Source organism: Ottowia sp., assembly GCF_047975795.1.
In the GTDB taxonomy this organism is placed as follows: domain Bacteria; phylum Pseudomonadota; class Gammaproteobacteria; order Burkholderiales; family Burkholderiaceae_C; genus Ottowia.
The window spans coordinates 72,003-96,799 of record NZ_JBKEEE010000047.1; the positions used below are offsets into that span (position 1 = coordinate 72,003).

The 24,797-nt window shown below is 62.2% G+C and carries 30 protein-coding genes; 5 read left to right on the forward strand and 25 right to left on the reverse strand.

The window, feature by feature from the left end; genetic code table 11:
• Window positions 1-81: 81 nt before the first annotated feature.
• From ACK5NW_RS07370 to ACK5NW_RS07390, 5 genes are all read right to left on the reverse strand, one after another.
• On the reverse strand, window positions 82-903 hold the full coding sequence (locus tag ACK5NW_RS07370) for a CbbQ/NirQ/NorQ/GpvN family protein (protein ID WP_416926573.1): 822 nt from the start codon (window positions 901-903) through the stop codon (window positions 82-84).
• 147 nt (window positions 904-1,050) lie between these two features.
• Window positions 1,051-2,511 carry a cbb3-type cytochrome c oxidase subunit I gene (locus tag ACK5NW_RS07375; protein WP_416926575.1) on the reverse strand — a complete coding sequence of 487 codons (1,461 nt, stop codon included), beginning with the start codon at window positions 2,509-2,511 and terminating at the stop codon, window positions 1,051-1,053.
• Window positions 2,512-2,530: 19 nt separating this feature from the next.
• On the reverse strand, window positions 2,531-2,983 hold the full coding sequence (locus ACK5NW_RS07380; RefSeq protein WP_416926578.1) for a c-type cytochrome: 453 nt from the start codon (window positions 2,981-2,983) through the stop codon (window positions 2,531-2,533).
• Between the two features lie 166 nt (window positions 2,984-3,149).
• Window positions 3,150-3,653, reverse strand: coding sequence for a hypothetical protein (locus ACK5NW_RS07385; protein ID WP_416926580.1), 504 nt, complete (start codon window positions 3,651-3,653; stop codon window positions 3,150-3,152).
• 65 nt (window positions 3,654-3,718) lie between these two features.
• Window positions 3,719-4,405, reverse strand: coding sequence for a cation transporter (locus ACK5NW_RS07390; protein WP_416926582.1), 687 nt, complete (start codon window positions 4,403-4,405; stop codon window positions 3,719-3,721).
• Window positions 4,406-4,521: 116 nt separating this feature from the next.
• On the opposite strand from ACK5NW_RS07390, the gene cadR reads away from it, so the two are divergent.
• Window positions 4,522-4,977 carry a Cd(II)/Pb(II)-responsive transcriptional regulator gene (cadR, locus tag ACK5NW_RS07395; protein ID WP_416926584.1) on the forward strand — a complete coding sequence of 152 codons (456 nt, stop codon included), beginning with the start codon at window positions 4,522-4,524 and terminating at the stop codon, window positions 4,975-4,977.
• Window positions 4,978-5,053: 76 nt separating this feature from the next.
• Here the strand turns inward: cadR and ACK5NW_RS07400 are convergent, their stop codons facing one another.
• The 8 genes from ACK5NW_RS07400 to ACK5NW_RS07435 form a co-directional block, all read right to left on the reverse strand.
• Window positions 5,054-5,749 (reverse strand): hypothetical protein, encoded by a 696-nt coding sequence (locus ACK5NW_RS07400; protein WP_416926586.1) that lies wholly within the window; start codon window positions 5,747-5,749, stop codon window positions 5,054-5,056.
• 101 nt (window positions 5,750-5,850) lie between these two features.
• Window positions 5,851-6,834 (reverse strand): CobD/CbiB family protein, encoded by a 984-nt coding sequence (locus tag ACK5NW_RS07405; RefSeq protein WP_416926588.1) that lies wholly within the window; start codon window positions 6,832-6,834, stop codon window positions 5,851-5,853.
• Window positions 6,835-6,891: 57 nt separating this feature from the next.
• Window positions 6,892-7,641, reverse strand: coding sequence for an NUDIX hydrolase (locus ACK5NW_RS07410; protein ID WP_416926590.1), 750 nt, complete (start codon window positions 7,639-7,641; stop codon window positions 6,892-6,894).
• A 124-nt stretch (window positions 7,642-7,765) separates the two neighbouring features.
• Entirely contained in the window at window positions 7,766-8,152 is a 387-nt protein-coding gene (rplS, locus tag ACK5NW_RS07415; protein WP_416926592.1) for a 50S ribosomal protein L19, read from the reverse strand.
• 308 nt (window positions 8,153-8,460) lie between these two features.
• Window positions 8,461-8,748, reverse strand: coding sequence for a helix-turn-helix domain-containing protein (locus tag ACK5NW_RS07420; protein ID WP_416926594.1), 288 nt, complete (start codon window positions 8,746-8,748; stop codon window positions 8,461-8,463).
• Window positions 8,749-8,800: 52 nt separating this feature from the next.
• Entirely contained in the window at window positions 8,801-9,580 is a 780-nt protein-coding gene (gene trmD / locus ACK5NW_RS07425; protein ID WP_416926596.1) for a tRNA (guanosine(37)-N1)-methyltransferase TrmD, read from the reverse strand.
• Window positions 9,581-9,607: 27 nt separating this feature from the next.
• On the reverse strand, window positions 9,608-10,597 hold the full coding sequence (locus ACK5NW_RS07430; RefSeq protein ID WP_416926598.1) for an Hsp33 family molecular chaperone HslO: 990 nt from the start codon (window positions 10,595-10,597) through the stop codon (window positions 9,608-9,610).
• Between the two features lie 68 nt (window positions 10,598-10,665).
• Entirely contained in the window at window positions 10,666-11,193 is a 528-nt protein-coding gene (locus ACK5NW_RS07435; protein ID WP_416926600.1) for a gamma carbonic anhydrase family protein, read from the reverse strand.
• A gap of 98 nt (window positions 11,194-11,291) precedes the next feature.
• On the opposite strand from ACK5NW_RS07435, the gene ACK5NW_RS07440 reads away from it, so the two are divergent.
• Window positions 11,292-12,044 carry a ferritin-like domain-containing protein gene (locus ACK5NW_RS07440; protein ID WP_416926602.1) on the forward strand — a complete coding sequence of 251 codons (753 nt, stop codon included), beginning with the start codon at window positions 11,292-11,294 and terminating at the stop codon, window positions 12,042-12,044.
• Window positions 12,045-12,162: 118 nt separating this feature from the next.
• On the opposite strand, the gene ACK5NW_RS07445 is transcribed toward ACK5NW_RS07440, so the two are convergent.
• Window positions 12,163-12,471 carry a DUF4148 domain-containing protein gene (locus tag ACK5NW_RS07445; protein ID WP_416926604.1) on the reverse strand — a complete coding sequence of 103 codons (309 nt, stop codon included), beginning with the start codon at window positions 12,469-12,471 and terminating at the stop codon, window positions 12,163-12,165.
• 198 nt (window positions 12,472-12,669) lie between these two features.
• Between ACK5NW_RS07445 and ACK5NW_RS07450 the strand changes: the two genes are divergently transcribed.
• A complete protein-coding gene (locus ACK5NW_RS07450) occupies window positions 12,670-13,611 on the forward strand; it encodes a LysR substrate-binding domain-containing protein (protein ID WP_416926606.1) in 942 nt (313 codons plus the stop codon).
• Between the two features lie 194 nt (window positions 13,612-13,805).
• On the forward strand, window positions 13,806-13,964 hold the full coding sequence (locus ACK5NW_RS07455) for a hypothetical protein (RefSeq protein WP_416926608.1): 159 nt from the start codon (window positions 13,806-13,808) through the stop codon (window positions 13,962-13,964).
• Between the two features lie 71 nt (window positions 13,965-14,035).
• Here the strand turns inward: ACK5NW_RS07455 and dnaB are convergent, their stop codons facing one another.
• From dnaB to tolB, 8 genes are all read right to left on the reverse strand, one after another.
• Window positions 14,036-15,451, reverse strand: coding sequence for a replicative DNA helicase (gene dnaB, locus ACK5NW_RS07460; protein WP_416926610.1), 1,416 nt, complete (start codon window positions 15,449-15,451; stop codon window positions 14,036-14,038).
• Between the two features lie 270 nt (window positions 15,452-15,721).
• Window positions 15,722-16,174, reverse strand: coding sequence for a 50S ribosomal protein L9 (gene rplI, locus ACK5NW_RS07465; RefSeq protein ID WP_416926612.1), 453 nt, complete (start codon window positions 16,172-16,174; stop codon window positions 15,722-15,724).
• 20 nt (window positions 16,175-16,194) lie between these two features.
• Window positions 16,195-16,476 carry a 30S ribosomal protein S18 gene (gene rpsR / locus ACK5NW_RS07470; RefSeq protein WP_416926614.1) on the reverse strand — a complete coding sequence of 94 codons (282 nt, stop codon included), beginning with the start codon at window positions 16,474-16,476 and terminating at the stop codon, window positions 16,195-16,197.
• Complete coding sequence (priB, locus tag ACK5NW_RS07475) at window positions 16,477-16,782, reverse strand: primosomal replication protein N (RefSeq protein WP_416926616.1); 306 nt, start codon at window positions 16,780-16,782, stop codon at window positions 16,477-16,479.
• A gap of 26 nt (window positions 16,783-16,808) precedes the next feature.
• Window positions 16,809-17,174 (reverse strand): 30S ribosomal protein S6, encoded by a 366-nt coding sequence (rpsF, locus tag ACK5NW_RS07480; RefSeq protein WP_416926618.1) that lies wholly within the window; start codon window positions 17,172-17,174, stop codon window positions 16,809-16,811.
• A gap of 161 nt (window positions 17,175-17,335) precedes the next feature.
• A complete protein-coding gene (gene ybgF / locus ACK5NW_RS07485) occupies window positions 17,336-18,079 on the reverse strand; it encodes a tol-pal system protein YbgF (protein ID WP_416926809.1) in 744 nt (247 codons plus the stop codon).
• A 44-nt stretch (window positions 18,080-18,123) separates the two neighbouring features.
• A complete protein-coding gene (gene pal / locus ACK5NW_RS07490) occupies window positions 18,124-18,657 on the reverse strand; it encodes a peptidoglycan-associated lipoprotein Pal (protein WP_416926620.1) in 534 nt (177 codons plus the stop codon).
• Between the two features lie 89 nt (window positions 18,658-18,746).
• Window positions 18,747-20,045, reverse strand: a complete 1,299-nt coding sequence (tolB, locus tag ACK5NW_RS07495) for a Tol-Pal system beta propeller repeat protein TolB (protein WP_416926622.1) — start codon at window positions 20,043-20,045, stop codon at window positions 18,747-18,749.
• A gap of 188 nt (window positions 20,046-20,233) precedes the next feature.
• Between tolB and msbA the strand changes: the two genes are divergently transcribed.
• Window positions 20,234-22,105 (forward strand): lipid A export permease/ATP-binding protein MsbA, encoded by a 1,872-nt coding sequence (gene msbA, locus ACK5NW_RS07500; protein ID WP_416926624.1) that lies wholly within the window; start codon window positions 20,234-20,236, stop codon window positions 22,103-22,105.
• Between the two features lie 42 nt (window positions 22,106-22,147).
• On the opposite strand, the gene rng is transcribed toward msbA, so the two are convergent.
• Genes rng through rlmH form a run of 3 tightly spaced genes read right to left on the reverse strand, consistent with a single transcriptional unit; the run spans window position 22,148 to window position 24,787 of the window.
• On the reverse strand, window positions 22,148-23,638 hold the full coding sequence (rng, locus tag ACK5NW_RS07505) for a ribonuclease G (protein ID WP_416926626.1): 1,491 nt from the start codon (window positions 23,636-23,638) through the stop codon (window positions 22,148-22,150).
• Window positions 23,620-24,258 carry a Maf family protein gene (locus tag ACK5NW_RS07510; RefSeq protein WP_416926628.1) on the reverse strand — a complete coding sequence of 213 codons (639 nt, stop codon included), beginning with the start codon at window positions 24,256-24,258 and terminating at the stop codon, window positions 23,620-23,622. Before ACK5NW_RS07510 ends, rng begins: the two co-directional genes overlap by 19 nt.
• 58 nt (window positions 24,259-24,316) lie before the next feature.
• The gene (gene rlmH / locus ACK5NW_RS07515) at window positions 24,317-24,787 is read right to left on the reverse strand and encodes a 23S rRNA (pseudouridine(1915)-N(3))-methyltransferase RlmH (protein ID WP_416926630.1); all 471 of its coding nucleotides are present in this window, start codon (window positions 24,785-24,787) and stop codon (window positions 24,317-24,319) included.
• Window positions 24,788-24,797: the final 10 nt, after the last annotated feature.

Here is a 24,797-nt window from a genome sequence, read left to right on the forward strand (position 1 = left end):
TGCGCAGCCGCAACCAGCCGCGCCGCAGGTTGCGCGCAAGCCTCAAAAGGCAGTGGAGCAAGCCCGGCCTCAGAGGGATAGTCATACCTCGAATGCGGCCAGGACGACTTCGTTCAGAGCCTCAGCCGTGTCGGCATCGTCTGTCAGCGCATCGACGATGGCCGCGCGGCACGCTGCCAACTCGGGCAGGCCGCTGGCCATCAAGCGCGCGGCCATCACCAGCAGGCGGGTACTGACGGTTTCTTCCAGATCCTGGTCGGTCAGACGGCGCAGTGCCTGCGCCAGCTTGACCAGCCGCGTGGCCAGGGCTTCATCAATGCCCGACTCGGCCGTCACGATGCGCCGCTCCACCTCAGGTGCCGGGTAATCGAACGACAGCGCCACAAAGCGCTGGCGCGTACTGGGCTTGAGGTTTTTCAGCAGGTTTTGATAGCCGGGGTTGTACGACACCACCAGCATGAATTCAGGCGCGGCCTGCAACAGCTCGCCCGTACGCTCAATGGGCAACTGGCGGCGGTCGTCAGCCAGCGGGTGCAGCACGACGGTGGTGTCCTTGCGGGCTTCGATCACCTCGTCCAGATAGCAAATGGCCCCTTGCCGCACGGCGCGCGCCAGCGGGCCATCGGCCCACACGGTGTTGCCGTCACCAATCAGGTAGCGGCCCACCAGATCAGCGGCGGTGAGATCATCGTGGCAACTTACGGTGACCAAAGGTCGCTGCAAGCGTGCGGCCATGTGCTCGACAAACCGGGTTTTGCCACACCCCGTCGGCCCTTTGAGTAGCAGCGGCAGGCGCTGCCTGAAGGCGTGCTCGAACAGCGCCGCCTCATCGCCTTGCGCAGCGTAGAAGGGGATCGCCGCCTCTTCGGTGGCCGCACTGTCGGGCATGGCGTCGCGATACATCTCAGTGATTCATGGCGCGGGATACCCCCCAGCGCGGTCGGCCGTGCAAGGGCCGCCCCGCCGCGCTGGCTGCGTCCCCCTGCCCGCCTTGGGCAGCAAGGCCAAAGCGGGGGAAAGGTACGAAGCACCACAGGGGGTGTTTCATTTTCAAACGCGCGATGAACGGCGCGCAGCGGGGCTGGGCATCAGGCCGCCACGGCGTGATTCGATGCCCGGCTCTTCAGCCGGCTCGCCGCCGATGAAGAAGCTCCACACGTACATCAGCAGGCCGATGGCAAACAGCACACCGCCAGCCAAGCGCAAGCCATAGAAGAACATGGCCTGGTCTTGCGCGGCCATGAAAGGCATGGCCCCGCTTTCAGGCAGGCGCTGCAACCACACCTGCACGATACCTGCGCCAGTCAGCGCCAGCGTCATCAGGCCCATGCCGATGGTCATGACCCAGAACGACCACATTTCCACCGATTGCGCCTTGGCGCTGTTGGCGATGCGCCCGCGCAGCGTGGGCATGGCGTAGCTGATGATGCAGATCACCACCAGCGCATACGCGCCATAAAACGCCAAGTGCCCGTGGGCTGCGGTGGTCTGGGTGCCGTGGGTGTAGTAGTTGACAAACGACAGCGTGTGCAAAAAGCCCCACAGGCCCGCGCCCACAAAGCCCATCACGGCGCAGCCCACAGCCCACAAAATAGCAGCCTGGTTGGCGTGTTCACGCCTGCGCTTTTGCACCACGCGGAAGGCGAACATGGTCAGCAGGAAGAACGGGATCGGCTCCAGCGACGAGAAGATGTTGCCAATGGGGTGCCAGTAGCCCGGCAAGCCAATGAAGTAGTAATGGTGGGCCGTACCCAAAATGCCGGTAAACAGCGCAAAGGCCACGATCACGTACACCCACTTGTCCACCACTTCGCGGTCGACGCCTGTGGTCTTGATCAACACATAAGCCAGCAGCGAAGCCAAAATCAGCTCCCACACGCCTTCCACCCACAGGTGAACCACCCACCACCAGTACATTTTGTCGCGCACCAGGTTGTGCGGGTTGGCAAAGGCAAACAAAAACAGCAACGCCAGCCCCCACAGGCCAATCAGCAAAATGGTGGTGATGGTGGTCTTGCGGCCCTTCAGGTAGGTCATGCTGACGTTGAACAACAGCGCCAGCGCCACAATCACAATCCCTATCTTGGTTGGCAAGGGCTGCTCCAGGAATTCACGCCCCATGGTCATCAGCAGGTTATTGCCCGTCATCTCGGCCAGCTTGGCGTAAGGCACCAGCAAATAGCCCAGGATGGTGGCCGCGCCCGCTGCCAGGAATATCCAGAACATGGCGATCGCCAGCTTGGGGCTGTACAGCTCGGTCTCGGCCTCTTCCGGCACCATGTAGTAAGCCGCGCCCATAAAGCCGAACAGCAGCCACACGATCAACAAGTTGGTGTGCACCATGCGGGCCACGTTAAACGGTATGGCCGGGAACAGAAAGTCGCCCCAGATGTATTGCACGCCCATCACCAGGCCAAACACGATCTGGCCCACTAACAGGGCAATGGCGGCAATGAAGTACGGCTTGGCGACCGCTTGCGATTTGTATTTGAGAATGCTTGAAGTGCTCATGTCTGTATGCTCCGCGGCTTCAGCCTTCGATGTTGGGTGGCCATTTTTCGGTATTGATACCGTTGGTCCACTTCAAAAATTCAACCAGATCGTCGAGCTGCTGCTCGCTCAGGTTGAACTGCGGCATTTGCCTGCGGCCTGGTGCGCCCGTAGGTTGCGCTTGCATCCATGCCTTGATGAAGGCGCCGCCCGACGCATCGCCACCGCGACGCTGGTACACGTTGCCCAGTTCAGGCGCAAAGTAAGCGCCCTCGCCCAGCAGGGTGTGGCAACCAATACAGTTGTTTTGCTCCCAAATGGCCTTGCCACGCACCACCGATTCGGTCATCGCTGGCTCGTTGGAGCGCTCAGGAATGCGCCCTTCCGAATGAAACACCAGGCTGATAAACACCAGAATGAAAAACAGCGACCCACCGTAGAAGATGTTGCGCGCCATCTCCTTGGTAAAGCCGCTGGATGACGGATTGCTCATGGCCTTAAACCCTCGCTCTAAAAGTTAACCTTCAGAGGGTAAGAACCACCCCTTATTCCGTCCTTAATGCATGTCAAGAACACCCTGGTGCTGCGCCGGGGCCTGAGCGGAGATGCGCCACACAAATGTGGCATCAAAAAGACACCTAGCCCAAAGGTACTTTGTTTTATGCGGCAGTGCCATCACCCCATGTTTCACGCACACGAGCCAATTTTTCCTGCAAACGCTGGCTGGACGCCACCATGCGCGCATCACGCTGCCAGTCAAGACAGGGGTTGAGCTGCAAACCAGGCTGACCACTGCCAAACAATCGTCCAGGCCGTACCGTCAGCGTGTAAAAGTCGTTCAGATGGTAATGCAGCGCCAGCGTGTGGGCATCCACTGGCCAATGCGCGTCCAGCAAGTAGCTGCAGAACATCAGGCCCAGAGTGGCTTGCGCCACCACCCGGCCCGTGTGGTCAATCAGCAAAAAATCGTTCGCCTCCTCGTACATACAGTCGTAGGACGTGATCAGCAGCGGCCCCAGGGGCGTGTCGTACTGCGCCTCAATCACATAGCCCGGTACGCCATGCGGCAGCAAATGGCCATCAGCCCACAGACGGGACTTTTTGGGCCACGAGGCATAGTCGCCTTCGTGCTGTTCGATGCGATAGCGCTGGATAGGTGTCATGACAACAGCCGGTTTGCCCCCATGATGCCATGCCGCGCCGGTGCTACAAGTCAGCCTTTCATGGGTCAGTTTTCGTGGGCGTGCATGCCATCGTGCTCATGGCTGGCGCAGCATCCTGGCTCAACCGCTGCTGCGGTTGTGGTACTGCCGCCGCGCAACTCAGCCCACGCCTGCCGCCCCACCGCCCATGCACCGGTAATGCCCAGCAGCGCCATCAGCGCCGCCACCATCAAATCCGGCCAGGCCGTGCCGGTGCCCAACACGCCCAACGCCGCCAGCGCCACCGCCACATTGCCAATGGCATCGTTGCGTGAGCAAATCCAGACCGAACGCATATTGGCGTCGCCCGAACGGTAGTGGTACAGCAGCCACGCCACCGCCACATTGGCCACCAGCGCCAGCGTGGCCACGACGCCCATGGTCATCGCCTCAGGCACTATGCCGCCGCGCACCGACCACGCTGCCCGCCCCAGCACAAACACACCAAAAGCGGCCATGCACGCGGCCTTGAACAGCGCCGCCTTGGCCCGCGTGGCCAGCGCCATGCCCAGCACCGCCAGCGACAGGCCGTAATTAACCGCATCGCCAAAAAAATCAATCGCATCGGCCAGCAACGCCACCGACCCCGCCGCCCAGCCCGCCAGCAGCTCTACCCCAAACATGGCGGCATTGACCACCAGCGCCACCCACAGCACGCGGCGGTAGCGTGGATTGTTGCCTGGTGATACAGGGGCGCAGCACGATGCGGACATGGTTTTAGCCTTTCAGAATCAACACACCACCATTGAAAACCCTATAGTCGCTACAAGGTCAAGCCCCTACCCAAAACACCAGCAACTGCCCACAAGCAACTGCCTCGGACACTGTCATGAAGATTGGAGAACTCGCCACCCGCGCCGACTGCGACGTACAAACCGTGCGCTATTACGAACGCGAGGGCCTGCTTGATGCGCCCGAGCGCGACGCCTCAGGCTACCGCGCCTACGCCGATCAGCACTTGGCGCGCCTGCAGTTTGTGCGCCACTGCCGCGCACTGGACATTCCGCTGGCCGACATCCGCCAATTGCTGGCCTACGCCCGCACGCCGCGCCAGTCGTGCCAGGACGTGAACGCGCTGCTGGACGAGCACATCGTGCGCGTACAGCGCCAGGTGCAGTCCCTGACCGCGTTGCAAACCCAACTGGTGGCCCTGCGCCAGCAATGCCAGGGTGCTGCTGGCGGACAAGACTGCGCCATCATCGACGCCTTCATGAGCGCGCCCGGCGACCACGCATGCGCCTGCCATCCGTCCGATCAAGGGTCTCTAACCAGACCGATTATGTGACCCAATAATTCTTCTAATAGCTGGCAACGCTTGCTGTACTTACGCAGAAGCCAAGTTTGCTTCAAATCACAAAGCCTCAATCCCGGCTGCGCGCACGATAGACCAACCACGCATAAAAGCCCCCAAACACTGGTGCCGCAAAGATGGAGAAGTAGGCCAACAGCACGACGATGCCATAAGACAAATCGTTGGCCGAGCGCTGCTCGGGCTGGATGCCCGCCATGATGGAAAACACCACATGCTCCAGGTTGAGCACCGTCAGCGTCACCACAATCAACGTCAGCGGCAGCAGCGTGGCCACCACCACCGCCCCCCACGACAGCCCCGCCAGCCGTCGCAAAAACCAGAACAGCAACGCCACCCGCCACAGCGCCACCACTGCCAAAAACCAGGCATTGGCCGCCTGCGCCTCAGGCAGCGGCATGAAGCGCTCGACCGGAATGGCGTAAAACACCGCTGGCGGTGAGGTCAACGTGATAAAGATCAACACATTGCGATACGACCAGCGCTGCGGCTTGAGCGGAGCCAGCAGCACCCACAGCACCAGCGCCAGACAAAACACATAGACCACCGAACCCAGCCCCAGGTGCTGCCACAGCAAGGCACGCGGGTTGTCCCAATAGCGGCCCACCCCCGCCAACCACGTGATCCCTAGGCCAAAAGCCAGATAGGCCCGCCAATGCGCACCGATGGCAGGCGACGGCGACCGAAAAGTCAGCACGCGCCAGGCATCGCAGGCCACGGTGCCGATACCGAATGAAGGTGCGGTCATATCAAGGTGCTGGTGGCTGCCCTAGTAATATCAATTTGATAGCTATTAGCGAAATGCTGACAAGTGCCGTCGGCATTTAATTTGCACTCACAGCCCCCGACTCAGCCCACCACCCGCGCCAGCGTCAGCAACACCAGCAGCAGCAGCCACAGCGCCACCATGCGCCACAGCAAACCAATCACCTGGCTGAAGTGCGCCGGGCTGGGCGCATCGCCGGGCAAGGGCTGGGCCGCCGCGGCGAGCGTCGTTCCCAATGGCCCATCACCTTCCACGGCGGACGGCGCTTTCAAGGCGTTGTCGCCCAGGCGCACGCCCAGCGCACCGGCAGTGGCGGCCAGCACCACGCCATCGTTGCCATCGGCAAAGCGGTGGGCGTGGTTGCGCCAAACCTCGATGGCTTCTTCAAAACTGCCTACCATGGCCATGCCCAGTGCGGTGGCCCGAGCGGGCAGCCAGTTGACGGCCTGCCATGCCTGCTGGGCCGCACTGACCAGTGCCGGGCTGACCGGCTGCTGCCCGGTGCGTGCCTTGTGCGGCCAGTAGCGCCGTGCAAATTCGGCGTTGCGAAACAGTACGGCCCCCGCTGGCCCTAACCCCAGCATGGCCGACAGACAAAACCACAGCAGCACGCCAAACACATGGCTGTGGGCGGCCAGCACCGAATGCTCGATCACGCGACGCGCCACGTCGCTACGCGGCAGCGCGCTGACGTCCACCTGCTGCCAGCGTGCCAGCAACTGGCGGGCGCGCGCGTCATCGCCCGCTTCCAGCGCGTCGCGAATACCGGTGAAGTGGTGGCTGAACTGCCGAAATCCCAGCGTCAAATACAACATCCACACCGTCCAGGCCAGCGCCAGCGGCCAGCCCACCAACCAGTCCAGCAGCCTGCCCACTGCGGCGGCGGCCAGCGCTGGGGCCACCACGGCCAGCGTCCAGGCCAGCCAGCCATGCGACACGCCGCCAGCGTCCACGTTCTGGCCCACCGCGCGCACCCAGTGGCGCAAACCCACCGTGGCCAGATTGCCCGCCGCCAGCGGGCGAACCTGCTCCAGCAGCAGCGCGATGACGATTGCAAACAAGGCCATGGCCGGAATGATAGCCACGCCAGACCGCAGGCCATGCCAAGCCTACGTTGATGCCATTCAGGCGCTCAAAAACCGATAAAAGTTGCGCAGCATGCCCGCCGTGGCCCCCCAGATGAAGTGCTCCACCGCGTGGCCTGACATGGGGCCTAACGCGGGCGGCGACTCGCCTGCCGCCGCATCAGCGCGCGCAGGGGCCACATACGGCATGGAAAACCATTCGCGTACCTGACCTTCCCAGTCCATCTGATGGCGGCGGTGGTGTGCAGGGTTCATCAAAAAAGCCAAAGGCACCTCAAACGCACAGGCCACTTCGCCCGGATTGGGGCGCAACACAAAACCTTCGCGCACCAAGGCCACCACGGGCGTGACGGTGAATTGCGAGCCGGTCACGTAAGCGGGCAACTCGCCAATCACGTCGACAAAACGGCGCGCCAGAGCCACTTCTTCCTCCGCCTCGCGCAAGGCGGCATCAGCGGCATCGACATCGGCCTTGTCCACCTTGCCGCCCGGAAAAGCAATCTGCCCCGAATGGGTGGACAAATGGGCCGTGCGCTGTGTCAACAGCACAGTCAGTCCATCAGCACGCTGCACCAGCGGCACCAGCACGGCAGCGGCAGCGGGCGGGCGATCCATGAAGCGGGGTTCGCGCCGCACCTCGGGCTGCCAGACGGGCGGACGGGCAAAGCGCTGGCGCAAGGCTCCTGGCGTCAGGCGCTCGATGGTCACGGGCGGCAAATGATCGTCCACCGCCGCCACCGGCACCTGACGCGGGTCAAAACTGGGGAGCGTGAAGGCTGGTTGTTGCATCACGCCACTCTACCGCGCTGCACGAAAGCCAGGCAGAGCAGCCATGAAAAACCGCCTGGTGCAACAAGCGCAACAGGCGGCGTGTGAGTGATCAGTCCAAAGACTGAGCGCTGAATACAGCAGATCAGGCGGCGTTGCTGGCCTGCTTGGCCACGCGGCTGGGCAGCTTTTCCTTGATGCGGGCCGACTTGCCAGAACGCTGGCGCAGGTAATACAGCTTGGCGCGGCGTACATCGCCACGGCGCTTGACTTCGATGCCGGCAATCAGCGGGCTGTAGGTCTGAAACGTGCGCTCCACGCCTTCGCCGCTGGAGATCTTGCGCACCGTAAAGCCACTGTTCAGGCCGCGGTTGCGCTTGGCAATCACCACGCCCTCATAAGCCTGCACGCGCTTGCGGCTGCCTTCCACCACGTTCACGCTGACGATCACGGTGTCGCCCGGGGCAAACTCGGGGATCTTCTTGCCGAGGCGCTCGATTTCCTCTTGCTCGAGGGTCTGGATCAGGTTCATTTCAGTCTTCCGACTTCGATCAGTGCACGCGCTACGCTAGGGGCGGCGGCTTCTGGGCGAGCTATTGAAGCCACCCGTAAGCTGTTGATTTGAGAGCGATTTTTGCAAGCTCAGGAGCTTGCCCCCGCATCTCGTGCCGCGGCCGGCAGAGGATCGAAAAGCCTTTGATTATATGCAATTTTGGCACGCCGGCCGAGCACGCCCGCCCTAAGCTGTCCACGGTGCCTGGCGATCCGGCTGCAGTTGGTACTGTTTGATGGCTGCGACGCAAACCTGGGCATCCAGGCTGCCGCGCTGGCGCAGTGCCGTCACCTGCCCCCGCACCCCACTGGCAAAGCCATGCAGTTGCACCGGCAGGTCGTCCAGCAGGTGCAGCGCCTGCCGCGCCAGGTCGCGCAGCGCCAGGCCAGCTGCGGTCGGCTCGACCCCGCGCGCGCGTGCCGGATCAGCAGCGGCGTGGCCAGCAGTTCCTCCAGCTCCGCGATGCGGCGGCTGATGGCCGCCGCCGCCAGGTATTCGCGCTCGGCGGCGGCGGCAATCGAGCCGGTCTCGACGACGGCGACGAAGACTTGCAATGAAACGGGGTCGATGCGCATCAGAGTCCCATTCTGCCCCATCGCCGTGCCGGACGAACCACCGGCTGCGGCGTCAAATGGACAGGCTGTCGCCTTGCACCTGCCGCAGCAGCGCCTCATCCGCGGCCGACAGGCGCCCGTCGGCGCGCGCGGCGGCGATCAGATCCGGGCGGTGCCGCACCGTCAGCGCCAGCCGCTGGGCGCGCCGCCACTGCTCGATCTGCGTGTGGTGGCCCGACAGCAGCTCGGCCGGCACGCGCTGGCCGCCCCAGGCTTCGGGGCGGGTGTAGTGCGGGCAGTCCAGCAAACCGTCCAGGGCCGGATTGAAGCTGTCGGCCTGGTGGCTGCCTTCGTCGTTCAGCACGCCAGGCTGCAGGCGTGCCACGGCGTCCAGCAGCGCCAGCGCGGCGATCTCACCGCCCGACAGCACGAAGTCGCCCAGGCTGATCTGCGCATCGACATGCCTGTCGATGAAGCGCTGGTCAATGCCCTCATACCGCCCGCAGACCAGGATGGCACCGCGCACGTCCGCGGCCCAGCGCTCAACCATGGTGTGGCGCAGCACCTCGCCGATGGGCGAGAACAGCAGCACCGGCGCTGCCTGGCCGGGCGCGTCGGCGCGGTCGGCACGGATGGCGGCCAGGCAAAGCGCCAGCGGCTCGGCCAGCATCACCATGCCGGGGCCACCGCCAAAGGGGCGGTCGTCGACGCGGCGGTAGTTGCCCTCGGCGTGCTCGCGCGGGTTCCACAATTTCAAGTCAATTTGGCCGCTGGCATAGGCGCGGCGTGCAATACCAGCTTCCAAAAAAGGAGCGAAAAGCTCAGGAAACAGGGTGATGACGTCAAAACGCATGGGTTTGCTGGCAGTGCCTGGTGCGCCTTACTGCACCGAACCCGGCTGGGGCGATTGCTGCTCTGCCGGGGTGAACAGTCGCGCCACATCCACGGCGTCAAAGCGCTCTTGCTGGCCGCAAAAATCGCAGCCCACTTCGACTTGACCTTGCTCGGCCAAGATCGAATCCAGCTCGCCCTGCCCCAGCCCTTTGAGCATGGCGGCCACACGCTCGCGGCTGCACGAGCAGGCAAAGCGCGGCCCTTGCACGCCCATTTGCGGTGGAAAGCGCAACAGCTTTTCCTCCCAGAACAGGCGGCGCAAGATGGTGTCAGCATCCAGCCCCAGCAGTTCTTCGCGCTTCAAGCTGCGCGCCAGCACGGCGATGCGGTCAAAGTCGTCTTCTTCGCCCGCATCATCTGCATCGTCGCGCACCACATTGCTTTGCGACAGGTTGGTTTCGCCCTGCACGGGCAGGCGCTGGATCAGCAGGCCCGCGGCCACTTGCTCATCGGCTGCCAGCACCAGCACGGTGTCAAGCTGCTCGGACTGGCGCATGTAATGTTCCACCATGCCCGACAGGCTGCGCAGCGGCGCACCCGCCTCGTCCACCAGCGGCACCACGCCTTGATAAGGTTGCTGGCCGTGTTCACGGCGGGCCGGATCAAGTGTGATGGCGCAGCGCCCTTGGCCATGTGCGTTCACCAGTTGATCCACCCGCGCACCGGGCGACACAGTCCCCACCACCGAGGCGGTGGCGCGCAGGCGCAAATCGGTCTGCACTTCGGCCACGGCCACTTTGACCGGGCCATCGCCAAAAATCTGCAAGATCAGCGCACCGTCGAACTTGATGTTGCCCTGCATCAGCACGGCGGCAGCGGCCATTTCGCCCAGCATCTCGGCCACTGCGGGCGGATAGGCCCCGGTTTGCGTGTTGGCGGCGCGGCGGCGCAGCAGCTCTTGCCAGGCATCGGTCAAGCGCACCAGTTGACCGCGCACCGGCAGGCCGTCGAAGATGAATTTGTGCAGTTCAGACATGAGCAACTATGTGGGGCGTGCGCTGGCTGGATTCAAGCGTCTGGCCAGCAGTTATGGCCTTTACGGCCTCACGCCGACAGCTTGTTCAAGGTGGCGCGAAACAGCCGTGCATTGTCGATGTAATGCTGGGCGCTTTGGCGCAAGCCCTCCATCTGCTCCGGCGTCAATTGGCGCACCACCTTGGCGGGAGCACCCACAATCATGCTGCCGTCAGGAAACTCTTTGCCTTCAGTCACCAGTGCGCCAGCGCCCACCAGGCAGTTGTTGCCAATCTTGGCTCCATTGAGCACCACCGCACCAATGCCGATCAGCGACTCGTCGCCAATCGTGCAGCCGTGCAGCATGACCTTGTGGCCCACAGTCACGTGGCGGCCAATCGTCAAGGGCATGCCGTGGTCGGCGTGCAGCACGCTCAGGTCTTGAATGTTGCTGCCTTCGCCAATGGTCATGCTCTCGGTGTCCCCGCGCAGCACGCAGCCAAACCACACACTGGCTTCTGGCCCCAGGGTGACGTGGCCCATCACCTCGGCCGATTCGGCAATCCAGGCGGTGGAATCGATCTGCGGCACTTTGCCATCCACTTCGTATACAGCCATGCTTGGGGTCTCCTCGATCAATTCCAGGGGCGAGAAAACATACCCTTATAGGGAAGGACATACGTACCCTGGCCTTGCAGGCGCTTTGCACTTCAGATTTGGATCAAAAGATAGCTTTAGCGCTTGATTTAAAGGAGCAGGCAGCTACAAAAAAAATAGCAATCGAAAGCACTATCACCGCCCCGCCCCAACTGCCGGGCCGCCCAGACCGGCCCGAGCTGATCGCCCCGGCCGACGTACCCCAGCGCAGCGTACACACCGCCGAAGGGCGGGCGGCGCTGATCCACGCCATTTGCCACATTGAATTCAACGCCATCAACCTGGCGCTTGACGCCGTGTGGCGCTTTGCCGGTATGCCCGAAGCGTTTTACCGCGACTGGCTGCGCGTGGCGACTGAGGAAGCTAGGCACTTTCAACTGTTGCGCCAACACTTGCGCACGGCGCTGGGCCACGATTACGGCGATTTTCCGGCCCACAACGGCCTGTGGGCGATGTGCGAAAAAACCAGCGGCGACATTACCGCCCGCATGGCGCTGGTGCCGCGCACGCTGGAAGCGCGCGGGCTGGACGCCACCCCGCTGATCCAGGCCAAGCTGCGCGCTGTGGGCGCGCCCGATGCACTGGTCGCCTGCGACATTCTGGACATCATCCTGCGCGATGAGGTGGGCCACGTGGCCATTGGCAACCACTGGTACGGCTGGCTGTGCACACGCCAACAGCTGAACCCAATGGCCCATTACCGCGTGCTGGCCCGTCAGTACCAGGCCCCGCGCCTGAAGCCGCCCTTCAACAAGGACGCACGCTTGCAAGCCGGTTTTTCACTGGCCGAGCTGGATGAGCTGGCGCGCTGACTACACCCGTAAAAGAACAACGCCGCACAAAACCCGAAGGTCTTGCGCGGCGTGGTGCCAGGTTTTGGGTCTGCCCGGTCAACGCTGTCGCGCCACCAGGCAACAGGTGCCCATCACGTCAGTTCTGGACGCCGCTGGGCACTTGGTAGCCGTGCTCGATGGCTTGACGCAGCTCGGCGCGCACTTCAGCGCGGCTCTGGTCGCTGTACCCGCCTTGCACCTGGGCCACGGTTTGCTCACCAGCAGCGGGGCGGTTTTGAATGGCTTCGGCACGCACTTCAGCGCGGGTCAAGGTCGAGCCGACGGCAGGCGGGTTGAGAAACAGCGGGCCAACACCCGACTCAGGCATTTGCGATGCGGCGAAAGCACTGCCCGACAAGGCAGCCAGAGCGACGATGGAAGACAGGGTGATGTTTTTGATGTTCATGATGATTTCCTTAAAAAGCCAAAGGGTTGCACGTTTCAAGCGGTCAACAGGGTTTGAAGCGCATCGGACCAATATCTGGTTGATGGCTTTGGGGTCTGTCCCGCTTGTCATGACTGGCCCCATGACCGTTACTTTGCGCTTTTCATAAAGGCAAAGAAAGCGGTTGAATAGAATATGACTATTTCTATTCAAGAAATAATGGACTCGCTTGATCTGATCCAGACTTTCCGTGAAGTGGCACGGCGCGGCAGCTTTTCCGGCGCGGCGCGCGCGCTCGATATGTCACCCCCCAACGTCAGCAAGTATGTGGCGGCGCTGGAGCAGCGCTTTGGCGTGCGGCTGTTCAACCGCACCACGCGCAAAGTCTCGCTGACCGACGCGGGACAACTGTTGTACGAGCGCACCGGCCCCGTGCTGGAGCTGGTGCAAATGACCCAGGGCGAGCTGCTGGAGCGCGCCATCAAACCCAGCGGACGGCTCACCGTGTCCGCCCCGCCGCGCCTGATGCACACGCCCCTGCCCGCAATGCTGGGGCGCTTTCTCACCCAGCACCCAGCCGTCACCTTGCGCCTGCAACTCACCAACCGCGTGGTTGATTTGGTAGAAGAAGGCGTGGACATCGGTCTGCGCATCGGCCCCATCCCCGACGCCAGCATGATCGTGCGCCGCCTCACCCCAGTCACACTCACCGTAGCGGCCACCCCGGCCTATTGGCAGATGCACGGCGTGCCGTCACACCCGCGCGAGCTGCTCACCCACCACACGCTGGCCGCCGCCTTGCACGACGCAGTCCCCGTATGGCATTTCAGCGACCACGGCAAACCCCTGGCCGTGACGGTGCAGCCGCGCGTGGTGGCCTCTGACAACGAACCCTTGCTCACACTGGTGCAACAAGACCTGGGCGTGGTCTACATGCCCACCGCCGCCTTGATAGAGCACCTGGACAACGGCACCTTGCAGGCCGCACTGACCGAGTTCATGCCGCGCGATATCTGGTTGTACGCCGCCTATGCCCAGCGCCGCCACAACAGCGCCGCCATGGCTTCAATGCTAGACTTTTTAGAGCAAGAAACCAAACGTCTGATTGGTGAACACCGATACGTTGTCTCTCATCACACAGCACAAAACTTGAAATCTTAAAAGCCCACCCGATTCAGGTGGCGCAAGCCAGAGTCAGTCGGTCAACCACCGGCAGGGGTGTTTTGATGAATTCCCGGCCCAGCCGCTGCAATGCAGCGCGTCAAGGACTGTGAAATGGTGGAAAATAGCGCGTTTTGCGGCCAAGCCGCACATTGTGCTTTCTCTCTTATCTCACCACAGCAAAGGATCTCATCATGGGCAGCAAACTCGTCACTGAAGCCATGCGCAAAGCCACGCCACCCCTGCCAGGCGCACCCACCATCAAGCAAGGTGCCGGGCAGCGCAAAAGCCTGGAGCGCGGAGCGCACACGCGCAGCAAGAAAAACCCTGGCAAGCGCCCGCACCAGGGTTGAGGGCTGGTATCGCGCTCAACGCGCTACAACTGCTCAATCAATCCAAGCGCCTTACGGGGCGCTTTTTCTTTTTAAAAATCATCACTGGCCCCAACGGCCATGCTTTCAAACCGGGTCAGCGCATTCAGGAAGGTCAGCTTGACGGTGCCGGTGGGGCCGTTGCGCTGCTTGCCGATGATGATTTCGGCCACACCGGGTTCACGTGACTCTTTGTTGTAGTACTCGTCGCGGTAGATAAACATAATGATGTCCGCATCCTGCTCGATGGCACCGGACTCACGCAAGTCGCTCATCATGGGACGCTTGTCGTTGCGCTGCTCCACACTGCGATTGAGCTGCGACAGCGCGATCACCGGGCATTGCAACTCCTTGGCCAGTGCCTTGAGGCCCCGCGAAATTTCGCCCAGCTCGGTCGCGCGGTTTTCATCGCTGGAACTGCTGCCGCTCATCAGCTGCAAGTAGTCCACCACGACCAGGCCCAGTTTGCCGCACTGGCGCGCCAGCCGACGGGCATTGGCGCGCAGCTCAGAAGGTGTCAGGCCTGGTGTTTCGTCGATGTGCAGGCTCACTGTGCGCAAGCGCTCAATGGCTTCGGTCAGGCGCGGCCATTCTTCGTCGTTCAGCTTGCCGGTGCGCAGATGGCTTTGATTGATGCGGCCAATCGAGCCGACGATACGCACCGCCAGTTGCGCCGCACCCATCTCCATCGAAAACACGGCAACTGGCAACCCTTCGTTCAGCGCCACGTGCTCGGCGATGTTGATGGCCAATGCGGTCTTGCCCATCGACGGGCGTGCCGCCAGCACCACCAAATCGCCCGCCTGCAAGCCTGCGGTCATGCGGTCAAGGTCATAAAACCCTGTGGGCACGCCTGTCACGTCGTTGGGGTTGTCGGCCATTTCCTGCACGCGGTCAAGCAGCTGCACCACCAGCTTGTCCATGGGCTGAAAGCCCTGCTTCATGCGCGAGCCTTCTTCGCCAATGTGGAAAATCTTGGATTCGGCCTCGTCCAGAATCTTGTCCACCGCCTTGCCCTGGGTGTTGAAAGCGCTGGTAGCGATCTCGTCACTGGCCGACACCAGCTTACGCAGCACCGAGCGCTCGCGCACGATTTCGGCGTAGCGACGAATATTGCTGGCACTGGGCACGTACTGGGCCAGCGAATTCAGGTAAGCCACCCCCCCGACTTCATCGCCCTTACCCTGGCGTTGCAGCTCTTCATAGACGGTGATGATGTCGGCTGGCTTGTTCTCATTGATCAATTTGCCGACCACGGCAAACACCAGCCGGTGTTCGTAACGGTAGAAGTCCGAGTCGATCAGCAGGTCGGCCACCCGATCCCACGCGCCGTTGTCCAGCAGCAAGCCGCCCAGCACACTGGATTCAGCCTCGATCGAATGTGGGGGAATGCGTAACTGGGCGATCTGGGGATCGACAGGCAAGTCAGCGCCAAAGTCGGCGTAACTGGGGGGTAAAACAGCGGACATGCAAGCGGTAAAGAAGTGATAACGGCCCGTTTTTGAAAGCGGTCAACAATGAACGACAACGGTCAACGCATGGTACGCGGCGTGCGGCCACCTGTCATGGCAAAACCCTGTGGAAAAACAGTGCGATTGCAGTGGGTAACGCAATGAAAATCCGTGGATACCAGTGGATAAAGAAAGCGCCAAAAAACAAACCGCCTCGCCTGAGCAGGCGGGCGGTTTAGGAGTGTCGAAAGACTGAGGCGCTGCAACAGCGCCAGCCAGCCAGAGCAATTAGGCGGTTTCGCCGTAGATCGATACCGTGATTTCAGCATCCACGTCGGTGTGCAATGACACCTGCACGGCGTTGTCGCTGACGACTTTGATCGGCCCATTCGGCAAGCGAACCTGCGACTTGTGCACGTCAAAGCCTTGTTTTTTCAGCTCATCGGCAATGTCGTGGTTGGTGACCGAACCAAACAGGCGGCCATCCACACCCGCTTTCTGAGTGAGCTTGATGGTTTGTCCATTGAGTTTTTCGCCCACGGCCTGGGCTGCCGCCAGCTTTTCAGCGGCCTGCTTTTCCAGCTCGGCGCGGCGTGCTTCGAATTCAGCTTTGGCCGCTTCAGTGGCGCGACGGGCACGACCTGAAGGAATCAGGTAGTTGCGTGCGTAGCCGTCCTTGACTTTGACGATTTCGCCCAGATTGCCCAGGTTGATGACTTTGTCCAGAAGAATGATTTGCATGGTGAATTTCCCTTCCGGCTTTAGACGCGGTGCTGGTCGCTGTACGGCAACAGCGCCAGAAAACGCGCGCGCTTGATGGCGGTATTGAGCTGGCGCTGGTAGATGGCGCGCGTGCCGGTCAGGCGCGCCGGCACGATCTTGCCGTTTTCGCTGATGAAGTCGCGCAGCGTGTCGATGTCCTTGTAGTCGATCTCGTCCACGCCTGCCACCGTGAAACGGCAAAAGCGCTTGCGCTTGAACAGCAGCGACTGGCTGTTGCGCTTGGGACGCTTGTCCTTGTTGAATTTTTTGAACGTGGCCATTTATAAGGCTCCTTGAAACTGGTTTTGTTGAAAATCCTGGATATGAAGCAGCACTGATTTGAGATGGCGCGGGCTGGACAGAAAGCCGGTAAAGCACCAGCATGATCCAACCGTTTGCTTGCCAAGCCGTTCGGCTGTAGCGCCTATGGCGACCGCCTTAAGCACCACTTTCACCTGTCGCAACTGGTCTGCCTCTTGCTGTACCGACTCGTGTTCAAGCCGGATATCCAGCGCAGGCAAACCCGCTGGTGTGTAACGGGGCGCACTCAACTCGACAATACGGGCCGACAGACGTACAACGTTCACGCCATTGGGCCGCGCCGCCGCATCAATCAGTGGCTGGCCTCCGTTTGCTGGGCTTTGCGGGCCTCTTCGCGCTCAACGGTTTTCATCATTGACGAAGGGGCGGTGTCGGCCTTTTTCTTTTGAACGGTGAGGTGGCGCAGCACGGCATCGTTGAACTTGAAAGCGTGCTCAAGCTCTGCCAGCACGGACTGATCGGCCTCGATGTTCAGGCACAGGTAATGCGCCTTGGCCAGCTTGTTGATCTGGTAAGCCAGTTGGCGGCGACCCCAGTCTTCTTCGCGGTGGATCTTGCCGCCACCGGCGGTGATCATGCCTTTGTAGCGCTCCAGCATAGCTGGCACCTGCTCGCTTTGATCCGGATGGATCAACAAAATGATTTCATAGTGACGCATGAACGCTCCTTATGGATCGAAACACCCTAGCTGCACGGCACTGTGAATCAGTCCGCGCACCAAAGCAAAAACCGCCCCCGGCGTCAGGATCAGGGTGCGGCAAGGAAACCCAAAATTATAGCGGGATTGACCTGCCCGGTGCCAGGCTCAATCCCTTGGCATTACTTCAGCCGCGCCAGCCGCTCACGGCCGGCCTGCGCCGCCTCGGACTGCGGGTAGGTTTTGACCAGCGACTCCAGTGACGTTCGGGCCGCGCGCGTGTCTTTCATCTCGATTTGGCAATTGGCAATCGACAGCATGGCTTCGGGCGCGCGCTGGTGGTTGGGGGCTGCCGTCAGCAAAGCCCTGAAGTTGGTGATGGCCTCTTTATAGTCGCGTGTGGCGTACTGTGCATTGCCCAGCCAGAACAACGCCGATGGTGCCAGGTTGCTGCGCGGATAGCGCTTGATAAACCCTGCGAAGCCCGTTTGCGCTGCCTTGAAGTCACCTGCACGAAACACAGCCAGCGCAGCGTCAAACTCCTGCCGTTCGCTGCCTGTTGCAGCCGTTGCTGCATCACCGTTGATCACCTGCTCATCAGGTGCACCACCCGACTCCAGTTTGCTCAGCCGCTCTTGCAGCGTCTGCTGACTGCTTGCCTGGGTGCGTTTGAGTTCCGCAAGTTCACGGGTCAACTGCTCCTCAGAACCCACGGCCCGGGCCAGTTCGCCGCGCAGTGATTCGATTTGCTGCTGCAAATCCAGCATGCTGCGGCGCATTTGGGCGTTGTCATCCACCAGACGGTTTTGCGCCGTGACGGCCTGATCAAACCGCTGGCGCAAATCCAAAATGGCCTGCCGCGCCTGGTCATCACCAAAAATTTGCGCCTGCGCCGCCTGCCCTGTGGCCAGCAGCGCCAAAGTCATCAGACAGGCGTGGGCTGTTTTACGCGCTTGCACTGTGCTTTGGCTCAACGGTAGCGCAACTCAACGCGCCGGTTCTGCGAATAAGCGTCTTCTGAGCTGCCCATGACGGCAGGCTTTTCCTCGCCAAAGCTCACCGCCTCCACCTGGGCATCGCTGGCACCCACCAGCGTCAACGCGCGGCGCACGGCTTCAGCGCGCTTTTGACCCAGTGCCAGGTTGTATTCGCGGCTGCCGCGCTCGTCGGTATTGCCTTCCAGCGACACAAAACGTCCCCGGTTGGCCTGCAAAAAACGGGCATGCTGATCGACCAGACCCTGGTATTCAGGATTGACCGAAAAGCTGTCGTAACCAAAGTAAATGACGCGTCCGACGCCTGACGGGCCTTGCGCATCGGACTCCATGCCACCAGCCTGTACGGGCGTAACCGTGCTTTCGCCTGCGCCTTGCGTGGTTGCGCCACCCGTGCCTGCACCATTGGCACCCGCGCCTTCAATGGGCGGATCCATCTTGACGCTGCTGCCGCAACCGGCCAGTACGACCGTCATAGCGGCCACCATCATGTAATGCTTAAAGTTCATCCTGCTTCTCCTGCAATGAAAATTTGAAACCATTCAAAAAAGCCCCGCCATTGACCGGGAACCACCACGAAACTCAAAAATCTTGGCCATCAGCGCTGATACGGGCCCCAGGAAGGCTCCCTGATATCACCGCCCTTGCCCGCCAGCCGGGCTTTGATCTTGCCGTCCACCGTGGTGGTCATCAACGTATCCCGCCCCCCCTGACGGGTGGCGTACACGATCAAACGGCTGTTGGGTGCAAAGCTCGGGTTTTCGTCCTCGCTGGTGTCCGTTACCGCCGTGACGTTGCCTGAGGCCAGATCCATCACATGCAGCTTAAAGCCACCCGTGCGCGAGATGTAGGCCAGCCAACGACCATCCGGGCTGATCGTGGGCGACACGTTGTAGCTGCCACTGAAGGTCACGCGCTGCGCACTGCCGCCGCCTGCGGGCATACGGTAAATTTGCGGCGCACCGCCCCGGTCGCTGACAAAGTAAATACTGCTGCCATCGTGCGAAAACACTGGCTCGGTATCAATGCTGGACGACTGCGTCAAGCGCCGGGGGTCTCCCCCGCTGGCGCTGATCAGATAAAGCTGCGAGCCACCATCGCGCGACAAAGTCACGGCCAGGCTGCGCCCGTCCGGCGACCAGGCGGGGGCGCTGTTGGAGCCGCGAAAGTTGGCCAGCAAACGCCTGCGTCCGGTGGACACGTCGTGCACATAAATCACCGGCTTGCGCGCCTCGAACGACACATAGGCCAGTTGCGTGCCGTTGGGCGACCAGGCGGGCGAAATGATGGGCTCGGGGCTGGACAGCGCGCCCTGGGCATTTTCGCCATCCGAATCGGCCACCCACAGCGTGTAGCGGCTGCCCGCCTTGGTGACGTAGGCCAAGCGGGTCGAAAACACGCCTTTTTCACCCGTCAGCTTTTCGTAGATGTAATCGGCGATCTTGTGCGCCGCCAGCCGCAAATCGGCCTGCGGCACCACATAGCCCTGGCCACCCGAATCCTGCCCGCGCACCACGTCCCACAGGCGAAAGCGCGCATCCCAGCGCCCATCGGGCAGGCGGTTGATGCTGCCGCCTGCCAGTGCATCGGCCGTGCGCTGGCGCCAGAACGACATATCGGGGCGCGATGTTTCGTCCATCGGCTGGCCGCTGGAGTCGACCACGCGGAACATGCCGGTGCGTTCCAGGTCGGCACGCACGATGGCGCTGATTTTTTGCGGCGCGGCATCTTCCCCGCGAAAAGGCACCAGCGCAATGGGCAATTGGGTCAAGCCCACGCCAGAGACTTCCACACGAAACTGCGCCCATACAGGCGCAGAACAAGTCCAGGCCAACGCGCCCAGCAAGGCGCGGCGTGAAGGATGGGGAATAACTGGCGGATCAGAAGGCAGGTTCATAAAGGGTCGATGCAAAGGGCAGGCAACAAAACACGCGTTCAAACGGGGATAGAGAGATAGCGCTCACCCAAACCCGACAATGGTAACAAGCTGGCGCGATACTCCGTTTCAAACTGTGCATTGGTGAGGCGCTTTTGTGTGAAGTTCCCGCGCATTCGTAGAATGCCCTCACCCTGATTGCCGTGCCCATGCCTTCACCCGCTCCCCCTTCCTCATCGTCCGCCCCATCGCCAGCGCCTTCTCCTGCATCTTCTTGCGCACAGCAGCCGCTGTGGCAGCGTCTGCGGCGGTTGTGGGCTTATTTCAGCGAATACCGCCTGGGCTGGGTGATTGCCGTGCTGGGCACCTTGATCAGCGCGCTGACTGAAGCTTCTATCCCCATGCTGCTCAAGCCCTTGCTGGACGATGGCTTTACCCGTGGCACGCTGGCTTTCTGGACGGTTCCGGTCACTATCGTGGGACTATTCGCCTTGCGCGGCTTTGCCCACTTTGGCAGCCAGTATGCGTTGGCCCGCATTGCCAATGACGGCATGGTCAAACTGCGCCGCCAGTTGTTTGACCGTTTGCTGACGGCTGAGCTGTCTTTGTTCTCGCGCCAGTCGGCCAGCCAGTTGTCCAACACCATCGTGTACGAAGTGCAAACCGGCTCTACCTTGCTGGTCAACGCCTTGCTGAATCTGGCGCGCGACAGCTTCACGGTGCTGGCGCTGATGACGTACCTGCTGGTGCTGAACTGGTCGCTCACGCTGGTGGTGCTGACGCTGGTGCCGGTGGTGGCCACGATCATGAAAGTGATGTCCCGCCGCCTGTACCGCTACACACGCCAAAGCCAGGCCACCACCGACGAGCTGGCCTACGTGGTGGAAGAAAACGTGCTGGCCCACCGCATGGTGCGCCTGCATGGCGCGCAGACCCAGCAATCAGGGCGTTTTGCTGAACTCAGCCGCCATCTGCGCGGCTTGTCGATCAAGGCTGCCAGCGCCTCTGCCGGTGTCATGCCACTGGCCCAGATGGCCACCGCCGTGGCGTTGTCGACAGTCATTGGCATTGCGCTTTACCAGGGCCAGCGTGCCGACGCCAATGGCAGCGCCGTCACCGTGGGCGGGTTTGTGGCGTTCATTACCGCCATGCTGATGCTGACGCAGCCGCTGCGCCGTCTGACGGACGTGGTCGGCCCCATCACGCGCGGGCTGACGGCGCTGGAGCGTGGGCTTGATCTGATGGCCGAAGTGTTGCCCGAAGTCGGCCCCAGCAACCCCGCAGCCCTCACCGGCACTGCCTGCCCTGCCCCGCGCGTGCGTGGCGACATCGATCTGCGGCAGGTCAGCGTGGCCTATCCGTCCTCTGGAGACACGGCGCACACCGCGCCCGCACTGCATCAAATCAGTCTGCATGTGATGCCGGGCGAAACGGTGGCCCTGGTCGGCCCGTCGGGCGCTGGCAAAACCACGCTGGTCAACCTGTTGCCGCGTTTTGTGCATCCCACAGCGGGCCAGGTGCTGCTGGACGGGCGCGATCTGGCCGACTGGCCACTGGTCGATTTACGCGCCCAACTGGCGCTGGTCAGCCAGGATGTGGTGATGCTCAACGACAGCATTGCCGCCAACGTGGCGCTGGGCGCTGCCGAAATCAACCGCGATCAAGTGCAGCGCTGTTTGCAAGACGCCAATCTGGCCGCCCACGTCGCCGCTCTGCCACAAGGCATCGACACCGTGCTGGGCCACAACGCCACACAACTGTCCGGCGGCCAGCGCCAGCGGCTGGCGATTGCCCGCGCACTGTACAAAGACGCGCCGGTGCTGTTGCTGGATGAGGCCACGTCAGCGCTGGACACCGAAAGCGAACGCCTGGTGCAGCAAGCCATGGCCCGCGCCATGGCCGGGCGTACCACGCTGGTGATTGCGCACCGCCTGTCCACCATCGAACACGCTGATCGCATCGTTGTCATGGAACACGGCCAAATTGTCGAGCAAGGCACGCACGCCAGCCTGATGGCCCAGCGCGGGCTGTATGCGCGCCTGCACAACGCAGCCTACATGGTGCCTGATCCAGTGCTTTGAAACTGCTGCGGGAATCGCTGCCTGCGGAGACAGCCCACCCGATCACAACAGCACGATGTCGTACTGATCCGGCCCGATGCTGGATTCAGCCTGCAAGGAAATGGGCTTGCCGATGAAGTCCGACAGGCCCGCCAGATGCACGTTTTCCTCGTCCAGCAGCATGTCCACCACGGCAGGCGTGGCCACGATGCGAAATTCTTTGGGGTTGAACTGGCGCGCCTCGCGCAAAATTTCGCGCAAGATGTCGTAGGCCACGGTGCGCGCGGTGCGCACGCGGCCCGTGCCCTGGCACTGATCGCACCCTTGGCTGAGCAGCTGCGCCAGTGATTCGCGCACGCGCTTGCGCGTCATCTCCACCAAGCCAAGGGCTGAAAAGTTGCCCACCTGAGTCTTCACACGGTCGCGCGCCAGTTGCTTGCGCAACTCGGCCAGCACGGCCTGTTGGTGCTCGGGCAAGGCCATGTCAATAAAATCGATGATGACGATACCGCCCAGGTTGCGCAGACGTAACTGCCGTGCGATCGCCAGTGCAGCTTCCAGATTGGTCTTGAACACTGTGTCGTCAAAATTGCGCGCGCCCACAAAGCCGCCAGTGTTCACGTCGATGGTGGTCAACGCCTCGGTCTGGTCGATGATGAGGTAGCCGCCCGACTTCAAATCCACCCGGCGGCCCAGCGCCTTGGTGATTTCTTCATCGACCGAGAACAAATCAAAAATGGGCCGCTCGCCCTTGTAGTGCTGCAAATGCGCTGCCGCCGCAGGCATGAATTCGCGCCCAAAAGCAGCCAGCGCGTGAAACTGCTCGCTGGAATCAATGCGGATGGCGCTGGTACGCTCGCTGGTCAGATCACGCAACACACGTTGTAACAAACTCAAATCCTGGTGCAGCAAGCTGGTGGGCGGCTGCTGCACCGACGCCTGCTTGATGCGCGCCCAGGCTTTGCGCAGGTAGGCCATGTCTTCGGCCAGCTCGGCATCTGAAGCGTCTTCGGCATTGGTGCGCAAAATGAAGCCGCCAATGCGCCCCTCGTTTTCAGCCTCGCTGGCCAGCGCCTGCAAGCGCGCGCGCAAGGCGTCGCGCAAGGCAGCCGGGATTTTTTGCGACACGCCGATGTGCTCGTCCTGCGGTAAAAACACCAGCATTCGGCCCGCCACGCTGATTTGCGTAGACAGGCGCGCGCCCTTGGTGCCTATCGGGTCTTTGATGACTTGCACCATCAACGTCTGGCCTTCAAACACCTGCTTTTCAATCGGCTTGACTGGCGCGCTGTGCCGATGGGCAGGCAGCGATTCGCCTTCCAGCGGGCGCTGCCACAAATCAGCCACATGCAAGAACGCGGCGCGCTCCAGCCCAATGTCGATAAAGGCCGACTGCATGCCCGGCAACACGCGCGCCACCTTGCCCAGGTAAATGTTGCCCACCAGGCCGCGCTCCAGCGCACGCTCGACGTGCACCTCTTGCACGGCCCCGCTTTCGACGACCGCCACCCGCGTCTCCTGCGGCGACCAGTTGATCAGAATGTCTTGCTGCATGTGCAATCACCTTTGCTTGAGCGCCGCAGGCCGCTTCGGCGCAGCAGCATCGCGGTCTCATAAAGTGGCAGGCCCATGATGCCGCTGTAGCTGCCACTGATGTGTTCGATAAAAACCGCCGCCCGGCCCTGAATGCCATAAGCGCCCGCCTTGCCTTGCCATTCACCGCTGGACACGTAAGCGGTGATGTCAGCCTCGGTCAAACGGGCAAAGCGCACGCGCGAATCGCTCACTGCCTCGTGCCTCACGCCATCCGCGGCCTGCACGACCACAGCAGTGATCACGCGGTGCGTGCGGCCCGCCAGGCGGCGCAGCATGCGGGCAGCATCGACCGCATCGGCCGGTTTGCCCAAAATGCCCGCACCCAGCGCCACCGTGGTGTCGGCACACAGCACCGGCGCGGCTGGCAGACCCTGTTGCGTCAAGCGTTTGAGCGCCTCATCCAGCTTCAGCGCCGTCACGCGGCGCACGTAACGGCCAGGTGACTCACGCCCGCGCACTTGCTCCAGCGCTTCGGCAGCGGCGGCATCGGCAGGCAGCAGCAGTTGCAGCCGCACGCCGATCTGCTCCAGCAACTGGCGGCGACGCGGGCTTTGTGAGGCGAGGTAGATGAAGTCCACAACGGGCCATGAGTCAAGGGGTTGAAGGGGGCGATGCCCAAGCACCAATGTCCACGCATTATTCCCGGTGATACGGATGGCCCGCGTTGATCGACCAGGCACGGTACAACTGCTCGATGAGCAGCACGCGCACCATGGCATGCGGCAAGGTCAGGTCAGACAGGCGGATGCGCTCGTGTGCGGTTTTTCGGAATGCGGGATCCAGCCCGTCCGGGCCGCCGATCACCAACGCCACATCGCTGCCCAGCCCTTGCCAGCGCGTCAATGCTGCCGCCAGCGCGGGGGTGGTCAGCGCCGTGCCGCGTTCATCCAGCGCCACCACGTGGGTGCCTTTGGCAATGGCCGCTTCGATGCGCGCGTGCTCGGCGGCCATCACTTGCGCCGTGGTTTTACCACCGCTGCGCGGCTCGGTTTTGATGGCTTTGAGCGCCAGCTTGATCTCGGGCGGAAAGCGCTTGGCGTAATCGTCCCAGGCGGTTTGCGCCCACGGGGGCACACGCTGGCCCACAGCAACGACGATCAAACGCATGCCGCGCTCA

Excerpts from the sequence above, each read along its gene's own strand:
- ACK5NW_RS07445 (WP_416926604.1), bottom strand. The coding sequence starts at position 12,471 with ATGAACATCAAAAACATCACCCTGTCTTCCATCGTCGCTCTGGCTGCC.
- ACK5NW_RS07455 (WP_416926608.1), top strand. The coding sequence starts at position 13,806 with ATGGGCAGCAAACTCGTCACTGAAGCCATGCGCAAAGCCACGCCACCC.
- ACK5NW_RS07410 (WP_416926590.1), bottom strand. The coding sequence starts at position 7,641 with ATGCAACAACCAGCCTTCACGCTCCCCAGTTTTGACCCGCGTCAGGTG.
- rpsF (WP_416926618.1), bottom strand. The coding sequence starts at position 17,174 with ATGCGTCACTATGAAATCATTTTGTTGATCCATCCGGATCAAAGCGAG.
- msbA (WP_416926624.1), top strand. The coding sequence starts at position 20,234 with ATGCCTTCACCCGCTCCCCCTTCCTCATCGTCCGCCCCATCGCCAGCG.
- ACK5NW_RS07400 (WP_416926586.1), bottom strand. The coding sequence starts at position 5,749 with ATGACCGCACCTTCATTCGGTATCGGCACCGTGGCCTGCGATGCCTGG.
- rplI (WP_416926612.1), bottom strand. The coding sequence starts at position 16,174 with ATGCAAATCATTCTTCTGGACAAAGTCATCAACCTGGGCAATCTGGGC.
- tolB (WP_416926622.1), bottom strand. The coding sequence starts at position 20,045 with ATGAACCTGCCTTCTGATCCGCCAGTTATTCCCCATCCTTCACGCCGC.
- ACK5NW_RS07430 (WP_416926598.1), bottom strand. The coding sequence starts at position 10,597 with ATGTCTGAACTGCACAAATTCATCTTCGACGGCCTGCCGGTGCGCGGT.
- ybgF (WP_416926809.1), bottom strand. The coding sequence starts at position 18,079 with ATGACTTTGGCGCTGCTGGCCACAGGGCAGGCGGCGCAGGCGCAAATT.
- dnaB (WP_416926610.1), bottom strand. The coding sequence starts at position 15,451 with ATGTCCGCTGTTTTACCCCCCAGTTACGCCGACTTTGGCGCTGACTTG.
- ACK5NW_RS07380 (WP_416926578.1), bottom strand. The coding sequence starts at position 2,983 with ATGAGCAATCCGTCATCCAGCGGCTTTACCAAGGAGATGGCGCGCAAC.
- cadR (WP_416926584.1), top strand. The coding sequence starts at position 4,522 with ATGAAGATTGGAGAACTCGCCACCCGCGCCGACTGCGACGTACAAACC.
- ACK5NW_RS07370 (WP_416926573.1), bottom strand. The coding sequence starts at position 903 with ATGTATCGCGACGCCATGCCCGACAGTGCGGCCACCGAAGAGGCGGCG.
- ACK5NW_RS07450 (WP_416926606.1), top strand. The coding sequence starts at position 12,670 with ATGGACTCGCTTGATCTGATCCAGACTTTCCGTGAAGTGGCACGGCGC.
- rplS (WP_416926592.1), bottom strand. The coding sequence starts at position 8,152 with ATGAACCTGATCCAGACCCTCGAGCAAGAGGAAATCGAGCGCCTCGGC.
- ACK5NW_RS07405 (WP_416926588.1), bottom strand. The coding sequence starts at position 6,834 with ATGGCCTTGTTTGCAATCGTCATCGCGCTGCTGCTGGAGCAGGTTCGC.
- rng (WP_416926626.1), bottom strand. The coding sequence starts at position 23,638 with ATGCAGCAAGACATTCTGATCAACTGGTCGCCGCAGGAGACGCGGGTG.
- ACK5NW_RS07385 (WP_416926580.1), bottom strand. The coding sequence starts at position 3,653 with ATGACACCTATCCAGCGCTATCGCATCGAACAGCACGAAGGCGACTAT.
- pal (WP_416926620.1), bottom strand. The coding sequence starts at position 18,657 with ATGAACTTTAAGCATTACATGATGGTGGCCGCTATGACGGTCGTACTG.
- ACK5NW_RS07390 (WP_416926582.1), bottom strand. The coding sequence starts at position 4,405 with ATGTCCGCATCGTGCTGCGCCCCTGTATCACCAGGCAACAATCCACGC.
- rlmH (WP_416926630.1), bottom strand. The coding sequence starts at position 24,787 with ATGCGTTTGATCGTCGTTGCTGTGGGCCAGCGTGTGCCCCCGTGGGCG.
- ACK5NW_RS07375 (WP_416926575.1), bottom strand. The coding sequence starts at position 2,511 with ATGAGCACTTCAAGCATTCTCAAATACAAATCGCAAGCGGTCGCCAAG.
- ACK5NW_RS07435 (WP_416926600.1), bottom strand. The coding sequence starts at position 11,193 with ATGGCTGTATACGAAGTGGATGGCAAAGTGCCGCAGATCGATTCCACC.
- trmD (WP_416926596.1), bottom strand. The coding sequence starts at position 9,580 with ATGCGTTTTGACGTCATCACCCTGTTTCCTGAGCTTTTCGCTCCTTTT.
- ACK5NW_RS07420 (WP_416926594.1), bottom strand. The coding sequence starts at position 8,748 with ATGCGCATCGACCCCGTTTCATTGCAAGTCTTCGTCGCCGTCGTCGAG.
- rpsR (WP_416926614.1), bottom strand. The coding sequence starts at position 16,476 with ATGGCCACGTTCAAAAAATTCAACAAGGACAAGCGTCCCAAGCGCAAC.